The sequence below is a fragment of the Pseudarthrobacter sp. NPDC092439 genome, assembly GCF_044754945.1.
Lineage (GTDB): Bacteria > Actinomycetota > Actinomycetes > Actinomycetales > Micrococcaceae > Arthrobacter.
Genome location: NZ_JBIVQB010000008.1, coordinates 55,525 through 71,594 on the forward strand (window position 1 = coordinate 55,525; position 16,070 = coordinate 71,594).

General features: G+C 66.7%; 15 protein-coding genes and 1 tRNA gene. 2 read left to right on the top strand and 14 right to left on the bottom strand.

The window, feature by feature from the left end; translation table 11 throughout:
- Nucleotides 1-33: 33 nt before the first annotated feature.
- Nucleotides 34-3,429 (bottom strand): pyruvate carboxylase, encoded by a 3,396-nt coding sequence (locus ACIQCM_RS14850; protein WP_400608352.1) that lies wholly within the window; start codon nucleotides 3,427-3,429, stop codon nucleotides 34-36.
- A gap of 316 nt (nucleotides 3,430-3,745) precedes the next feature.
- On the opposite strand from ACIQCM_RS14850, the gene ACIQCM_RS14855 reads away from it, so the two are divergent.
- Complete coding sequence (locus ACIQCM_RS14855) at nucleotides 3,746-4,555, top strand: ParA family protein (protein ID WP_400608350.1); 810 nt, start codon at nucleotides 3,746-3,748, stop codon at nucleotides 4,553-4,555.
- Nucleotides 4,556-4,640: 85 nt separating this feature from the next.
- Here the strand turns inward: ACIQCM_RS14855 and ACIQCM_RS14860 are convergent, their stop codons facing one another.
- From ACIQCM_RS14860 to gcvH, 5 genes are all read right to left on the bottom strand, one after another.
- Entirely contained in the window at nucleotides 4,641-5,234 is a 594-nt protein-coding gene (locus ACIQCM_RS14860) for a MerR family transcriptional regulator (protein ID WP_400608348.1), read from the bottom strand.
- Nucleotides 5,235-5,468: 234 nt separating this feature from the next.
- Nucleotides 5,469-5,972 (bottom strand): bifunctional nuclease family protein, encoded by a 504-nt coding sequence (locus ACIQCM_RS14865; protein ID WP_377217014.1) that lies wholly within the window; start codon nucleotides 5,970-5,972, stop codon nucleotides 5,469-5,471.
- A complete protein-coding gene (locus tag ACIQCM_RS14870) occupies nucleotides 5,972-6,688 on the bottom strand; it encodes a MerR family transcriptional regulator (protein ID WP_400608346.1) in 717 nt (238 codons plus the stop codon). The genes ACIQCM_RS14865 and ACIQCM_RS14870 overlap by 1 nt, the downstream gene beginning before the upstream one ends.
- A 23-nt stretch (nucleotides 6,689-6,711) precedes the next feature.
- Nucleotides 6,712-7,185, bottom strand: a complete 474-nt coding sequence (locus ACIQCM_RS14875; protein WP_400608344.1) for an FHA domain-containing protein — start codon at nucleotides 7,183-7,185, stop codon at nucleotides 6,712-6,714.
- 153 nt (nucleotides 7,186-7,338) lie between these two features.
- Nucleotides 7,339-7,725 (bottom strand): glycine cleavage system protein GcvH, encoded by a 387-nt coding sequence (gcvH, locus tag ACIQCM_RS14880; RefSeq protein WP_400608342.1) that lies wholly within the window; start codon nucleotides 7,723-7,725, stop codon nucleotides 7,339-7,341.
- A gap of 168 nt (nucleotides 7,726-7,893) precedes the next feature.
- Here gcvH and ACIQCM_RS14885 point away from each other — a divergent pair, with 168 nt between their 5' ends.
- On the top strand, nucleotides 7,894-8,763 hold the full coding sequence (locus tag ACIQCM_RS14885) for an Fpg/Nei family DNA glycosylase (RefSeq protein WP_400608340.1): 870 nt from the start codon (nucleotides 7,894-7,896) through the stop codon (nucleotides 8,761-8,763).
- 198 nt (nucleotides 8,764-8,961) lie between these two features.
- Here ACIQCM_RS14885 and ACIQCM_RS14890 read toward each other — a convergent pair.
- From ACIQCM_RS14890 to ACIQCM_RS14925, 8 genes are all read right to left on the bottom strand, one after another.
- A tRNA-Pro gene (locus tag ACIQCM_RS14890) sits at nucleotides 8,962-9,035 on the bottom strand.
- Nucleotides 9,036-9,181: 146 nt separating this feature from the next.
- Entirely contained in the window at nucleotides 9,182-10,732 is a 1,551-nt protein-coding gene (gene der, locus ACIQCM_RS14895; protein WP_400608338.1) for a ribosome biogenesis GTPase Der, read from the bottom strand.
- A gap of 10 nt (nucleotides 10,733-10,742) precedes the next feature.
- Nucleotides 10,743-11,423, bottom strand: a complete 681-nt coding sequence (locus ACIQCM_RS14900) for a lysophospholipid acyltransferase family protein (RefSeq protein ID WP_400533902.1) — start codon at nucleotides 11,421-11,423, stop codon at nucleotides 10,743-10,745.
- A 31-nt stretch (nucleotides 11,424-11,454) separates the two neighbouring features.
- Entirely contained in the window at nucleotides 11,455-12,168 is a 714-nt protein-coding gene (gene cmk, locus ACIQCM_RS14905) for a (d)CMP kinase (protein ID WP_400608336.1), read from the bottom strand.
- The gene (locus ACIQCM_RS14910) at nucleotides 12,168-13,277 is read right to left on the bottom strand and encodes a prephenate dehydrogenase (protein WP_400608334.1); all 1,110 of its coding nucleotides are present in this window, start codon (nucleotides 13,275-13,277) and stop codon (nucleotides 12,168-12,170) included. The genes cmk and ACIQCM_RS14910 overlap by 1 nt, the downstream gene beginning before the upstream one ends.
- A 3-nt stretch (nucleotides 13,278-13,280) precedes the next feature.
- Nucleotides 13,281-14,477, bottom strand: a complete 1,197-nt coding sequence (locus tag ACIQCM_RS14915; RefSeq protein WP_400608332.1) for a pseudouridine synthase — start codon at nucleotides 14,475-14,477, stop codon at nucleotides 13,281-13,283.
- Nucleotides 14,478-14,588: 111 nt separating this feature from the next.
- The gene (locus ACIQCM_RS14920) at nucleotides 14,589-15,248 is read right to left on the bottom strand and encodes an SMC-Scp complex subunit ScpB (RefSeq protein ID WP_400608330.1); all 660 of its coding nucleotides are present in this window, start codon (nucleotides 15,246-15,248) and stop codon (nucleotides 14,589-14,591) included.
- Entirely contained in the window at nucleotides 15,245-16,069 is an 825-nt protein-coding gene (locus ACIQCM_RS14925) for a segregation and condensation protein A (RefSeq protein WP_400608328.1), read from the bottom strand. Before ACIQCM_RS14925 ends, ACIQCM_RS14920 begins: the two co-directional genes overlap by 4 nt.
- Between the last annotated feature and the right edge of the window lies 1 nt (nucleotide 16,070).

Sequence of the window (16,070 nt, forward strand, 5' to 3'; positions counted from 1 at the left end):
GGACCGGAGGTGACCCCGCGAATGCTTTATGGGTTACTCGATGACCAGGAGCAGGTCCCCGCCCTGCACCTGTTCCACCGCTGAAATGGCGAGGCGGGCCACCTTGCCGCCCACCGGCGTCGTAATGGACGCTTCCATCTTCATCGCCTCAATCGTGGCAACGGTGTCTCCCGCATTTACGGTGTCACCCACCTTGACGGTGACGGTGACGGCGCCGGCGAACGGGGCCGCAACGTGTCCCGGCTGGGCGGGATCGGCCTTCTCGGCGGCCTTGACGTTGCTGACCACCGAACGGTCGCGGACAACCACGGGACGGGATTGGCCGTTGAGGGTGCACATGACGGTGCGCATGCCCTTTTCGTCGGGCTCCGAGACCGCCTCCAGGGAGGCGATCAGCCGCACGCCCTTCTCCAGCTGGATCTCGTGCTCCTGGCCGCGCTGGAGGCCGTACAGGTAATCGCGCGTATCCAGGACCGAGATGTTGCCGTAGGTCTCCACGCTCTTGAGGTAGTCCTTGGTGGGACCGTCAAAGAGAAGGCGGTTCAGGGTCTGCTGGCGGGTCTTCGAATCGGACTTCAACGCCGCGCTGTCCTCGGAACTCAGCTCCACGTCACGGACCTTCACGCTCCGGCCCTGCAGGGCCTTGGTGCGGAAGGGTTCCGGCCAGCCGCCCGGAGGGTCGCCGAGTTCGCCGGAAAGGAAGCCGATCACCGAGTCGGGGATGTCGTAGTTCTGCGGGTTTGCTTCGAAGTCCGCCGGGTCGGCGTTGAGGCCCACCAGGTGGAGTGCGAGGTCGCCCACAACCTTGGACGACGGCGTGACCTTGACCAGGTGCCCAAGGATCCGGTCCGCGGCGGTGTACATGTCCTCGATGGCTTCGAAGCGCTCCCCCAGTCCCAGCGCCATGGCCTGCTGTCGAAGGTTGGACAGCTGGCCGCCCGGAATTTCGTGCTTGTACACGCGGCCGGTGGGGCCCGGCAGTCCGGACTCGAACGGAGCGTAAACGCGGCGCACGGCTTCCCAGTAGGGCTCCAGGGAGCTGACGGCATCCAGGCTCAGGCCGGTGTCCCGCGGGGTATGGGCCAGGGCGGCCACCAGCGCAGAGGCCGACGGCTGGCTGGTGGTGCCTGCCAGCGACGCGGAGGCGACGTCCACCGCATCCACGCCGGCGTCCACTGCGGACAGCAGGGTTGCCAGCTGGCCACCCGCGGTGTCGTGCGTGTGCAGGTGGACCGGCAGGTCGAAGCGTTCACGGAGCGCGGACACCAGTTTGGCCGCGGCAGCGGGCCGAAGCAGTCCCGCCATGTCCTTGATGGCCAGGATGTGGGCGCCGGCGTCGACAATCCGCTGGGCGAGCTCCAGGTAATAGTCAAGCGTGTAAAGCTTCTCGGCCGGGTCCAGCATGTCGCCGGTGTAGCACAGCGCCACCTCGGCGACGGCGGTCCCCGTGGCCCGGACGGCGCGGATGGCGGGTGCCATCTGGCTGACGTCGTTCAGCGCATCGAAGATCCGGAAGATGTCGATGCCGGTAGCGGCCGCCTCGTTCACGAAGGCTTCGGTGACTTCCTCCGGGTAGGGCGTGTAACCCACGGTGTTGCGGCCGCGCAACAGCATCTGCAGGCAAACGTTGGGCATGGCCTTGCGGAGCGCCGACAGCCGGTCCCAGGGGTCCTCCCCCAGGAAGCGGAGTGCGACGTCGTAGGTGGCGCCGCCCCAGGCCTCGACGGACAGCAGCTCCGGCATCAGGGCGCTGACCGCGGGACCTGCAGCCACGAGGTCGCGGGTGCGGACACGGGTGGCCAGGAGGGACTGGTGCGCGTCGCGGAAGGTGGTGTCCGTGACGGCGACGGCGGTCTGCTCCCGCAGCGCCCGGGCAAATCCTTCGGGGCCAAGCTCCAGGAGCCGCTGCCGGGAACCTGCGGCCGCGGGCCGGTCCTTGACGTTGGGCAGTTTGTCCGCGGGGTTCGACTGGACCGTCAGTTCGCCGTTGGGCTTGTTAACGGTGACGTCGGCCAGCCAGGTGAGAAGCTTGGTGCCGCGGTCCGCCGACACCCTGGCCTTGAGCAGCTGGGGACGCTCGTCGATGAAGTTGGTGGCTACGTCGCCGGCGATGAAGTCCGGATCGTCGAGCACCGCCTGCAGGAAGGAGATGTTAGTGGACACGCCGCGGATGCGGAACTCGGCGAGGGCACGCCGGGCACGTGCCACGGCGGCGGGATAGTCCCGGCCGCGGCAGGTCAGCTTGACCAGCATGGAATCGAAGTGGGGGCTGATTTCGGCACCCGAGTAGACGGTGCCGCCGTCGAGCCGGACGCCCGCGCCACCGGCGGAGCGGTAGCCGGTGATCTTTCCGACGTCAGGCCGGAAGCCGTTGGCGGGATCCTCGGTGGTGATGCGGCTCTGCAGGGCCGCGCCGCGCAGCTTGACGGTCTCCTGGGAGAGGCCGAGGTCGGCGAGTGTTTCGCCCGCGGCGATCCGCATCTGAGCCTGGACCAGGTCCACGTCCGTGACTTCCTCGGTGACCGTGTGCTCCACCTGGATGCGGGGATTCATTTCGATGAAAACGTGCTGTCCCGCACGTTCACCCACGGTGTCCACGAGGAACTCCACCGTGCCGGCGTTGACGTAATTCAGCGCCTTGGCGAACTTGACCGCGTCGCGGTACAGGGCCTGCCGGATGCCCTCGTCCAGGTTGGGCGCAGGTGCGATCTCGATGACTTTCTGATGCCGGCGCTGGATGGAGCAGTCGCGTTCAAAGAGGTGCATGACGTTGCCCTCGGCATCCGCCAGGATCTGCACCTCGATGTGGCGGGGGCGCAGGACGGCCTGCTCCAGGAACATGGTGGGGTCGCCAAAGGCCGCGTCCGCCTCGCGCATGGCTGACTTGAGCGCTTCGGGGAGGGCCTCGCGGGTGTCAACGCGGCGCATGCCGCGGCCGCCGCCGCCGGCCACGGCTTTGGCGAAGATGGGGAATCCGATTCCGTCCGCGGCAGCCAGGAGCTCGTCCAGGTCCTTGGACGGGGCGCTGGACTTAAGTACAGGCACCCCGGCATCCCGGGCCGCCTTCAGCGCGGCAACCTTGTTGCCTGCCAGCTCCAGGACTTCCGCCGGCGGACCAACGAAGGTGATACCCGCTTCCTTTGCCGCACGCGCCAGGTCAGGATTCTCGGACAGGAAGCCGTAACCGGGGTAGATTGCATCGGCTCCGGATTCTTTGGCCACCCGGATCACCTCGGCCACGTCCAGGTAGGCCCGGACGGGGTGGCCTTCCTCACCGATGAGGTACGCCTCATCGGCCTTCTGCCGGTGAATGGAGTTCCTGTCCTCTTGGGGGAACACGGCAACGGTCTTTGCGCCCAGCTCGTAGCCGGCGCGGAAGGCCCTGATCGCGATTTCGCCGCGGTTGGCCACCAGAACTTTGGAAAACATACTTCTCCTGCATCATTGCGGGGTGGAACGGGTGGTCACAGTGTCTAGGACCTCCAAGGGCAAACACAAATCTTTGTGTCAACCATCACAAACTTTCCCGTCATCTCCAGAACGGCAGCACCGGCGGACTGCAGGCGGGCCGCCGATGAAGCAGCACCCCCACGCGGCCACGCTGCCATGCCGGAGCCCACCCAAGGCGGGTTTCCCCGGCGCATCAACATATGATGGGTGGGGCGGCAGCGCCGTCCGGCTTCGGTACCGCCGGAGCAAACACTACCCCGAACACGGCATCCGGCGTTAGGTTTTGGTCTCTCAAGTGCAAGTAGTCAGCATCAGCAGCCTCAAGGGTGGAGTCGGCAAGACTTCCGTCACCACAGGACTGGCGTCTGCGGCGCTGGCCACGGGAATCAGCACGCTGGTGGTGGACCTGGATCCGCACGCGGACGCCACAACGGCGCTCGGCGTCCAGCCCGGCGACCAGCTCGATATTGGCCGCATGCTCAAGAACCCGCGCAAGGCCAGGCTCACGGACAACGTGGTGGGCAGCACCTGGACATCCCATGCGAACGGCAACGGATCCGCTGTCCTCGATGTCGCCGTCGGCTCTGCTTTCACCGGGATCTACGACCGGCCGGACCTCGGCCGCCGTGACCTCCGCCGGCTTTCTGCCGTGCTCGCGGGGGCCGGGAACTACGACCTGGTCCTCATCGACTGCCCGCCCTCGCTCAACGGGTTGACCCGGATTGCGTGGTCGGCCAGCGACAAGGTTGCACTGGTGGCCGAGCCCGGCCTGTTTTCCGTGGCCGGAACCGAACGGACTATGCGTGCCATCCAGCTCTTCCGCCAGGAATTCGCCCCCAACCTGGCCCCGGCCGGAATCGTGGCCAACCGCGTGCGCACCGGGTCGTCAGAGCACACCTACCGGCTCGCGGAAATGGAATCGATGTTCGGGGATCTGCTCTTGAACCCCCGTATTCCGGAACAGGCCAACTGGCAGCAGATCCAGGGCGCGGCCCACCCTGTCCACCACTGGCCCGGCGATTCAGCGAAGACGACGGCCGGGCTCTTCGACCAGTTGCTGGCAAACCTCATGGCAGCCGGAAGCCTGCGTCCCCGGACCCGCTAGGCGGAACCGTCAGGCCCGCCTCCACGCAGCGAAGGCCCCCTTCCTGCTGGAGGGCGGCCTTCACCGTTTTAATCCTGCTGCGGAGCTAGCTGATCTTGCGAGCGGCCCGACGCTTGCTGAGCTCATCGTCCGGGAAAGACTGTTCTGCCGCGTGCTCGCTGGGCAGGGCGGCCAGGCTGCCCTCCACCTCACGCCAGACCCGGCCGACGGCAATACCGAAGACGCCCTGGCCGCCCTGGACCAGGTCGATGACCTCGTCCGCGGAGGTGCATTCGTATACGCTGGCACCGTCGCTCATGAGCGTGATCTGCGCCAGGTCCTCGACCCCGCGTTCCCGGAGGTGTTCCACCGCGGAACGGATCTGCTGAAGGGAGACACCGGTATCCAGGAGCCGCTTGACCACCTTAAGGACCAGGATGTCACGGAAACCATAGAGCCGCTGCGAGCCGGAGCCTGCCGCACCCCGGACCGCGGGCTCAACCAGTCCGGTGCGGGCCCAGTAATCCAGCTGGCGGTAGGTGATTCCGGCCGCTTTGCAGGCAGTGGGACCGCGGTAGCCGGCGTCCTCATCCAGGACGGGAAGGTCTTCCGTGAAGAGGAGGCCCTGGGCACCGCCCGCGGGCACAGCAACACCGCCTGTGGGCTGCTTCAGCCCGCCTGCTTCGCCTTTGGGACTCACGGGGATCCTCCTTGTCCTTAGCTCCCGGGGATCAATTGCAACAGCCTGGCCGGCCCGAAGACCATGCGTGTAATTTTCGCGGGGCGCACTTTCCAGTGTGACTTGCGCGGCTGCCGTAAGCAATGGGAACTTGATACTTCGACGTTAGGGCCGGCCGGGCTCCAGGTCAAAGACCCTGGCTGCTTCGCCCTGGCGTGTCGAAACTTTCAGGCTGAACTTTAACCTTAACGTGACCTAGCCGTCGAAATCTTCCGGCTCTACGTCATCCAGGAACTCGCGGAAGCGCCGCAGCTCGCGTTCCTCGTCCACGGTGGGGCTGGGCTGGGCGTCCTCGCCCTCATCGTGTTCGGTGATGCGGACTCCGGCCTCTTCCATCACCGAGTCCGCGCACCAGATACGGCACTTCGCCCGAAGGGCCACGGCAAGGGCGTCCGACGCGCGGGAGCTGACGGTGGTGCCGTTCTCGAACTGCAGCTGCCCGTAGAAGATATTGTCCTCCACGGCCACTATGTTGACGCTGACCACCGAATGACCCAGCGACTCCACCACATCCACCAGCAGGTCATGGGTCATGGGCCGCGGCGGAACCACGCCCTGCTGGGCAAGCGCGATGGCACTGGCCTCAGGGGTGCCGATCCAGATGGGGACATGCCGTTCACCGTGCAGCTCCCGGAGGAGCACGAGCGGCTGGTTGGACGGCAGTTCGATCCGGACGCCAACAATCTCGACTTCAATCATCAGATATCCATGCGTGAGATATGGTCCTGCACCAGGGCCCGGTGCAGGGTGAGGCAAAGGTCGCTGATTTCGCGGGCAGCCTCGGCAGCCCGCGCCTGGGAGGCGGAATCCTTCCGGGACGCCAGCGGCGCCACGGCGCGTTCCACCAGGCCGAACTCGCGCTCCGCCGCAGCCTGGAAAGGCCGCAGGTGCCGGGGTTCGAGTCCGTGGCTTTCGAGCTGCACGCAGGCGCGTGCAACCTGGAGCGCATGCTCGTCGAACCGGCCATTGGTGTGGCTGATGAGTCCGAAACTCAGCAGCGACTGCAGCAGCGGGACACTGGCGCCGGACTCCGCGCGCAGCTGCTCTTCGGACAGCTTCCGCCCGCGGTTCTGCAGCTCGGCGGCAAGTTCGTCGGACACGATCCGCGGGGAAACCACGACGCCGGGAGGCAGGTTTTCAGGCCGGTCCCCCCTGTCGATGGCGTCAAGGTAGTCCTTGATGACTTTCAGCGGCAGGTACTGGTCGCGCTGGAGGGCCAGCACGAACCGCAGACGTTCGACGTCGCTCTCGGCGTACTGGCGGTAGCCGGCGGGGGTGCGTCGGGGGTTGATCAGCCCCTTTTCCTCAAGGAACCGGATCTTGGACGCGGTCATGCCGGGAAAGTCGCCGCTGAGCTGGGCGAGGACTTCCCCGATATTCAGGACCTGGGGTGCCCGGCGGTCCGGTTGTGCCATTGCCACAGGCAGCGGTCCCCGAATCAGCTGCGGCCTGCGCCGGCAGGACTGAGGTAGAAGGTGAGGCGGAACTTGCCGATCTGGACCTCACTGCCGGATTTAAGCTCTACGGAGTCCACGCGGTCATGGTTGACGTAGGTGCCGTTGAGGCTGTTCATGTCAACTACCTCAAACCCGCGGGAAGTACGGCGGAACTCGACATGGCGGCGCGAAACGGTGACGTCGTCGAGGAAGATGTCCGCATCCGGGTGGCGGCCCGCCGTGGTGACGTCTGAGTCCAGCAGGAAGCGCGCGCCCGCGTTGGGGCCGCTGTGCGCCACGAGCAGGGCCGACCCCGCCGGGAGCGCCTCGATGGAACTGCGTTCCTCACCGGAGAGCTTGGGAGCAATGGTGGGTTCTTCCCGGACCGGGGTGAGGTGGATGGAAGTGGTCTCCGACGCCCCGGCCGCACCCGTGCCGTGTTCCCCGTCGGCAGGGTTGTGTGTGTGGCCAGCCATGGATTCCTCCTCTTCCCGCCGCGGCCACCGGCCACGGCAACAATTGCCCTCCGGGCCTGCGCCGCAGGCCCGGTCCCGGCACCTGGCCGCGGCGGTGACGTGCGAAAACGTACTGCCGGGGCCGTGGGGCCGGACCGGAATTACCGGTTAGCTTTAGCCTACCTGCTGTTCGTACTCGGATGCACTGAGCAGCGAGTCCACGGCGTCCGGTTCGGCCAGCTTGATCTCGATGAGCCAGCCGTCACCGTAAGGGTCCGAATTGATAAGCGCGGAATCGGTATCCAGCGATTCGTTGCGGGCCACGACTTCGCCGCTCACGGGCGCGTAGATGTCGCTGACGCTTTTGGTGGACTCGACCTCCCCGACCACGTCATTGGCCGTGACGGTGGTCCCGGCTTCCGGCATCTGGGCATAAACCACGTCGCCCAGGGCATCCTGGGCGAAGTCGGTGATGCCCACACGGACCACACCGTCGGCATTGGGAGCAGTAACCCACTCGTGTTCGGCGGTGTAGGACAGGTCTTCGGGAATATTGCTCATCAGGGGCCTTTCATCGGGGTCGAACACCAATGTCAACGGGGCCAGGAAACAGGCCGCCGCTGAAAGTATAGGCACAAGTCCCGGGACGGCCGCCGGGGTTTCTGCCAAGATGGGAGCCATGAGTTTAAGCACCGGTAAAGACCTCCCGGGCCCGGACAGGTAACACCCATGCCGGAACTTCCCGAAGTGGCCGGGCTGGCGCGCTACCTCGACGAACAGCTGCGGGGAACCGTCCTGGCGAAATTGCAGCTTGTTTCCTTTGCCGTACTCAAGACCGTTGACCCGCCCTACAGCGGCCTGGAAGGGCGGAGCGTCACCGGTGTCCGGCGGTTCGGCAAGTTCATCTGCATCGATACCGGCGGGGTTTCGCTGGTCTTCCATCTGGCACGGGCCGGTTGGCTACGCTTCACCGACTCCCCCGCGGACCGGCCGCTACGGATGGGCAAAGGCCACATCGCCGCCCGAGTGGCCTTCACCGGTCCGGACGGGCCGCGCGGGTTCGACCTCACCGAAGCAGGCACCAAGAAGAGCCTGGCCGTGTACGTGGTGCGGGACCCGCAGGACGTTCCCGGGATCGCCGCCCTGGGCCCGGACCCGTTCGCGGAAGCGTTCGACGCCGGCATGCTGGCGGAGATCCTTGGCGGCAGTTCGCAGCAAATCAAGGGCCTCCTGCGCAGCCAGAGCGTGATCGCCGGGATCGGGAACGCCTACAGCGACGAGATCCTGCATGCCGCCCGGATTTCTCCGTTTGCGCCGGCTAAATCGCTGAACCGCGCCTCGGTTCAGGTCCTCTATGACGCCATCCACAGCGTGCTGGGCGAAGCCCTCGCGGAGGCGGCTGGAAAACCGCCGCAGGAACTGAAGGACGTCAAGCGCAGCCATCTGCGTGTGCACGGACGTACCGGTGAACCATGTCCGGTATGCGGAGACACGGTCCGTGAAGTGTCGTTCGCCGACTCGGCATTGCAGTACTGCCCGACCTGCCAGACGCACGGCAAGATCCTGGCCGACCGCCGGACCTCGAAGTTCCTCAAGTAACCGCATGCCCCCGGCAGCGGCAGTGCGTTTCGACGCGCAAATCCGGCCTCGACCCCCATGCTCAAAACCGCACCCTGTATTTGAGGCGCGCCACCCTGTATCCGGGTCGAAAAGGGGATGCGCGTCGAAAAGGGGCTGTCAGGGGGCACGAAAAAGCGGAAGCGCCGGAGTTGATCTCCGGCGCTTCCGCTTTTTCGGTCGGGCTGACAGGATTTGAACCTGCGACCCCTTGACCCCCAGTCAAGTGCGCTACCAAGCTGCGCTACAGCCCGTCAGTTCCGCCGTTCTCCGCTGCGCGTTAACCCGGATTACTCCGTGGTTTCCACCAGCAGTCCGGCCGAACCACCTAGAAGAGCTTACACGATTCCAAAGGGTGCTCGTGACACTTTCCAGGAATCAGTGGCGTGGTGTGTCGCAATTAACGCTTCTTGCCGCGCTTTTCCCGGACACGCATGCTGACCTCGATGGGAGTGCCCTGGAAACCGAAGGTTTCGCGCAGCCGGCGTGTGATGAAGCGGCGGTATCCGGGGTCCAGGAACCCGGTGGTGAACAGGACAAACTTGGGCGGCCGGCTGGAAGCCTGGGTGCCGAAAAGTATACGGGGCTGCTTGCCGCCGCGGACCGGGTGCGGGTGCGCTGCGACGAGTTCACCGAGGAACGCATTGAGGCGTCCGGTGGGGATGCGCTTGTCCCAGTTCTCCAGGGCCAGGTCCAGCGCGGGGACCAGCCGGTCCTTGTGCCAGCCGGTCTTGGCCGAGATGTTCACCCGGGGCGCCCACTCCACGTGCGCCAGGTCCTGCTCGATTTCGCGCTCCAGGTAGCGGCGGCGCTCGTCGTCCAGCAGGTCCCACTTGTTGAACGCCAGCACCAGTGCGCGCCCGGATTCGATGGCCAACTGGAGGATGCGCACATCCTGTTCGCTGAGCACCTCGTCCACCGCCAGGAGCACGACGGCGACCTCCGCCTTTTCGAGCGCGGCCTGAGTCCGCAGCGAGGCATAGAAGTCCGCACCCTGGGCCATGTGCTGCCGGCGGCGGATCCCGGCGGTATCCACGAAGCGCCAGGTGCGGCCGCCGAGTTCGATGAATTCGTCGACGGGGTCGCGGGTGGTTCCAGCGGTGTTGTCCACCACCACCCGCTCGGATCCTGCCAGCTTGTTCAGCAGCGAGGACTTGCCTACGTTGGGGCGGCCGATCAGGGCGATGCGGCGCGGACCCCCGGAGCGTTCCACTCCCTCGATGGTGGAAAATTCGGGGAGGACGTCCATGACGTGGTCCAGGAGGTCCGCCACGCCACGGCCGTGCAGGGCCGAGACCGGGTAGGGCTCACCGAAGCCCAGCCCCCAGAGTGTGGCCGAGTCCGCTTCCTGGGCGAAGTCGTCCACCTTGTTGGCCACCATGATGACCGGCTTCTTGCTGCGGCGCAGCATCTTCATGACGCCTTCATCTGTTGCGGTGGCGCCCACGGCGGAGTCCACCACGAAGAGCACGGCGTCTGCGAGTTCCACGGCCATCTCAGCCTGTTCGGCCACGCGCGCGTGGATGCCGCGGGCGTCGTGCTCCCAACCGCCGGTGTCCACCAGCGTGAAGTTGCGCCCGTTCCAGTGCGCCGAGTACATGACACGGTCACGGGTGACGCCAGGGGTGTCCTCCACCACGGCCTCGCGGCGGCCCAGGATGCGGTTGACCAGCGTGGACTTACCCACGTTTGGCCGGCCGATGATGGCGAGGACGGGGTCAAGCTTGACCGGGCCGTCGAAGTCCTCGTCGCCGTACTCCCCGCTCAGCAGCGCGGCGTCTTCCTCGTCAAGGTCGTAGTCCTCCAGGCCCGCCCGGAGCGAGGCCGCGCGGAGCTCCGCCTCGTCGTCGTCGATTGCCGCCAGCCGTTCGGCCACCTGGTCCGTGCCCGCGGGCGTGTATTCGTCTTCCCCGGCGCCGAAGTGGCCGGGAGTCTGCGTGGTATCGCTCATTGCACTGTCCTTAGTGGTCATCTGCCGGCGTCCCGGCTACTGCTGCTACATCTTGCGGATCATTGGATACGGGCAACCGCTGCCCGCTGAGTTCAATGGCGTCCTGGACATGCCCGGCCAGCGCAGCGCGGATCTCCTGCGCCGCCCTGTCCATTGAAGCACGGCCGCTTTCGCCTGCATGGGCGGCAAGGGTCAGCGCCCTGCCGAAGTTCACGTGGAGCCGGCGGCCCGGACGCGGCACGCTGTCCAGGTGTTCGCTGCCCTGGCGGGTACCAAGGATTGCGACAGGAACCACGGGCGCGCCCGTCTGGAGGGCCAGCCACGCCACCCCGCCGTTGATTCCGGAGGCGTCACCGCTTCCCCGGGTCCCTTCGGGAAGAATGCCCACGCACCGGCCGGCGTCGAGCACGTTCCTGCAGCGCTGCAACGCTGCCCGGCCGCCCCGGCGGTCCACCGGAAGCTGGCCGGCTGCGGTGAGCACGCCGCCCAGGAAGCCGCGGAACATCTCCTGTTTGACCAGGATATGCATGGGCCGGGGCGCCGCCCCGAACATCACGGGCCCGTCCAGGAAGCTGATGTGGTTTCCGGCGAAGATCACCGGACCGCCCGTGGGCACGTTGGACCTGCCGGCGACGGTGGTCCGGTACACCAGGTTGTCCAGGATCCAGCCCACTGGCCGGCTCCATGCCATGGTCCACGTTCCGGGGACGCCGGCCCCGCGGTCAGTCACGGTTGAGGACCTTGGTGACGATCACCAGGGCCGCGTCCACGGTCTGGTCAAAGTCGAGGTCAGAAGAATCGAGGGTCACCACGCCGTCCGCGGCCTGGGTGAAGTTCACCACCGTTGAATCCTTCGCGTCCCGGTGGGTGACCTGCGCCGCGAGTTCCGCCGCGTTCTGCGTTCCGCCCAACTGGATGCCGCGCCGGCGCAGGCGGGCTTCCTCGCTCGCGGTCAGCAGCATGCGCACCTCGGCGCCGGGTGCGACGACGGTGGTGATGTCCCTGCCTTCGACCACCATGCGGCGGTGGTGCTTTTCGATCTGTTCACGCTGCCGGCGGATCAGCTCGGTCCGGGCGCCGAGGGTAGTGGCCACGGCGCTGACGGCGGCCGAGATGGCCGGCTCCCGGATGGCGTCGGTGACGTCGACCCCGCCCACGCGGACGTATTCCTCCTGCGGCGTGGTGCTCTGGTCAAGCACGAAGTCCCGCGCGGCCTGCTCCACGGCAGCGCCGTCTTCGAGGTCGATCCCGTTGGACACGCAGTACCAGGTCAGGGCCCGGTACATGGCACCGGTATCCAGGTAGGCAAGGCGCAGCCTGCGGGCCACTTCCTTGCTCACGCTGGACTTGCCGGAGCCGGAAGGACCGTCGATGGCGACCACCAGGGGCCGTCCGATGCGCAAAGCGGGCATGGTGTCGAGAACTTCCTGTGTCATTACTGCAGTACCCGCCATCCGCGGTCGTTGAGGGCTTCGATCAGGTGGTCGTGCTTGTTGGGCAGGACGGAAATCTCCACCATGCCGACGTTCTGGCCGGACGAGTGGTCCAGCCGGAGGTCCTCGAGGTTCACGCCGATTTCACCGATCTCCGTGAGGAGACGGGCGATCTGGCCCGGCTTGTCGTCAACCAGGACGGTGAGCCACGCGTAAGCCTGCGGGGGCCCGCCGTGCTTGCCCGGGATCCGGGCCTGGCCGGCATTGCCTTCGCTGATCAGCTGGGCAAGGTCCAGGCGGGCTCCGGGGGCGGCGGGGTCCTCGAGGGTGTTGATCAGGCGGTTCAGGTCCTCGCGCACGCCGTAAAGGATCTCGACGATCTTTCCGGCGTTGCCCCCGAGGATCTGGACCCACAGCGTGGGGTCGCTGGCAGCGATGCGGGTCACGTCCCGCAGGCCGTTGCCGGCCAGTGACAGCGCGTGCAGGGGGGTCCCCTGCAACCGGCTGGCAAGGAGCGAGGACATGACCTGCGGCAGGTGGGATACCAGGGCCACGGCTTCGTCGTGCTCCTCAGGGGCGAACTGGGAGACGACGGCGCCGAGGTCCATCGCGAGCGACCGTGCGGTCTGCAGCGCCTGGGCCGAAGTTTCCGGACCGGGGCACAGCACCCACGGCATAGAGGTGAACAGTTCCCCGCGTGCAGCGACCGGGCCGGATTTCTCGCGGCCGGCCATGGGATGGGTCCCCACGTACCGGGTCAGGTCAACGTCCATGCCCTGCAGGTGCGCCAGGATCTCCGCCTTGACGCTGGCGATGTCCACCACCACCGCGGCCGGGTAGTCTGCCAGGGCGCCTGCAACGACCTCAGCCGTGACATCCGGCGGGGCCGCCACGACGACCAATTGCGGCATGGCGTCGCCTATTTCGGCCAGCGGCCGGCCTGCGCCGATGTCCACCGCCACCGCCTGGTTGGTGGGCGACGGGTCCGACAGGAAGACCGGGATTGCCCGGCCACGCAGGCCCAGCCCGATGCTGGTTCCGAGCAGGCCCGTACCAATGACCACAACCGGACCGTCCAGGTGGCCGCGGCCGGCGCTGTGGAAGGCGGCCATGCCTCAGAGACCTACGGCTGCCAGCAGGTGGCCGACTTCCTGCTTGCCCAGGTTCCGGATACTGCCCTGGCGCTGGTCACCCAGCCCGATGGGCCCGACCTTGACGCGGACCAGGCGCTGGACGGGGAAGCCGACGGCATCGAACATGCGCCGCACGATGCGGTTCTTTCCGGAGTGCAGCACCACCTCGATGAGCACGTGCCCCGGGGTGGAATCCACCAGCCGGAAGGAGTCAACGGCGGCCACGCCGTCTTCAAGCTCGACGCCGGCCTTCAGCTGCGCGCCAACACCTTGCGGGAAGGGGCCGCGGACCTGGACCAGGTACGTCTTGGGCACCTCATACGAAGGGTGCGTCAGGCGGTTCGCGAGCTCGCCGTCGTTCGTCAGGAGCAGGAGGCCCTCGGTGGCAACGTCAAGGCGTCCGACGTGGAAGAGCCTCTCGCCCTTGTTTTTGTTGTTCTTCAGGAAGTCGCTGATGCACGGGCGGCCGTCCGGGTCCTCCATCGTGGACACCACGCCCTTGGGCTTGTTGAACACCATGTAAACCAGGTTCTCGTCGAGCTGGATGCGCAGCCCGTCAACGTGGATGACTGCCGTCTTGGGATCAATGCGCACGCCCAGTTCGGTGACCACCTGGCCATCGACCTCTACGCGGCCTTCGGCGATCATCTCCTCACAGACGCGGCGGGACGCCACGCCTGCGGATGCCATGACCTTCTGCAGGCGCACGCCGTCGGCGTCGTGCAGTTCCGACTGGGGCACGTCGCCGCGGGGGCCCTTCCTGCGCGAAGGCCTGCGGACGGGGCCCAGGTTCTGGCCGAAACGCTCGCTGCCGAATGCCTTGGACGCAGCGGCGCCGGGAGCACCGGTGCTCGGCCTGGCCTTGGGCGCCCCGGGGGTGCCGGGGGCCTTCTTGGAGCCCGGCTTGCGGGCGGCGGGCTTGCGCGACGACGGTTTGGCAGCACGGGCGCCGGCGCTGCGGTCAGGCTGGTCCCCGGCCAGGTCCGGGTCCACAAAGCGTTCTTCGCGTGGCTTGGGGGCGCGCTGTGGGCGGTCGCTGCCGAAGCCTGAGCCCCGGCTGGCGCCTCCCCGGGCGCTGCCGAAGCCGCCGCCCTTGGAACCGCTGCGCTGAGGTGAGCGTTCGGAGTTGTTGCGCCCCGAACCGTTACGTGGTGAACCCTGGCGTCCCGCCTGTGTCATGACCCGTCCTTCAATGTTTTGGCCGGCAAAGATGTCCACAGACAACCCTAGCCAGCCCTGCAGAAATAATCTGCCCTGATAAAAATCTTTCGCAGCCGCGGGACTCCCCGGCTACATGCGTTCCTCGTCGTAGAACTCGGCGATCCCGTCCAGCCCCGGAAGGTGCGGTGACAGTTGTGGCAGTTCCGCCACAGAGCCAATCCCCATCCGTTCAAGGAAGTAGGAGGTGGTGCGGTAGAGAATGGCGCCGGATTCCGGATCCGTCCCGGCATCCTCGATCAATCCGCGCTGGGCCAGTGTCCTGACGACGGAGTCAACGTTGACCCCGCGAATTGCAGACACCCTGGCCCGCGATACGGGCTGGCGGTACGCGATGACCGCCAGTGTTTCCAAGGCAGCCTGCGTGAGCCTGGCGGTCTGCCCTTCCAGCACGTACTTGCCCACGATGTCAGCGAACTCCGTGCGGGAGTAGATCCGCCAACCGCCGGCGATGTTCCGCAATTCAAAGCCCCGGGGGCTGGAGCCGAAGCCAGCGCTGCTGGCGTTCTCCATATCCGGGGCGTTACCAGTATACCCGTTATACTCGCGCTCCAGTTCTGCCAGCAGGCCGCGGACGGTGTCCACCGTCAGGCCGAGTCCCGCGGCGAGCTCCTCTTCCGTGGCGGGCTGGTCCACCACCATGAGGACAGCTTCCACCGCAGCCTTGGCGCCGCCCGGCAGACCGGCCAGGTCCTGTTGTTCCTGTTGTTCCCGCTGGTCCGTGCCGCTCATGGCTGCTCCTCGTACTCTTCGCTGACGTTTTCCGCCGTCCAGTCCCGGTCCCCCGCCGCCCAGTGCACGGTGAGGTCCGCCAGCGGGGACAGCTGGTCGAAGGACACCGCGGTATCGCGGAACAGCTCCAGCAGTGCCAGGAAGCGGGCCACCACCACCAGCGTGGATTCGGCGTCCGCTATCAGGGAGCGGAACGGCTGCGGCGATTCACGCTGCAGGCGCAGGCCCAGGAGCGCGGCCTGCTCCCGGACGCTGACGGCGCTGCCATGAAGATGGGCAATGCCTACTTCCGTGGGCGGCGCGGGCTTGGGCCGGAGTGCGCTTTCGGCCAGCCGGGCGAACTGTTCCGGCGTGTGCTTCCAGACAAGCTCCGGCAGCATGGCGGCAAAGTGTTCCTCGAGTGCCACCTGCCGGGGAAAGCGGCGCGCCTCCCGGTGGAGGGTGTCATCCAGGATGGCGGCCACCTGCTTGAAGGCTTTGTACTGCAGCAGCCTGGCGAACAGGAGGTCCCGCGCCTCAAGCAGTGCGATGTCCTCGTCATCGACCGCTTCGCCGGACGGCAGCAGCCGCGCGGCCTTCAGGTCCAGCAGCGTGGCGGCGATGACCAGGAATTCGCTGGCTTCATCCAGCGCCCATTCCTCCCCGAGCTCCTGGAGCTTACGGATGTACTTGATGAACTCATCGGTAACGGTGGCGATGGCCACCTCGGTGATGTCCAGCTGGTGCTTGGCGATCAGGCCCAGGAGGAGGTCGAACGGGCCGGTGAAGTTGGCCAGCCGTACCTCAAAACCCGGCTTGGTATCTGCTTTGGCCTCTGCCACG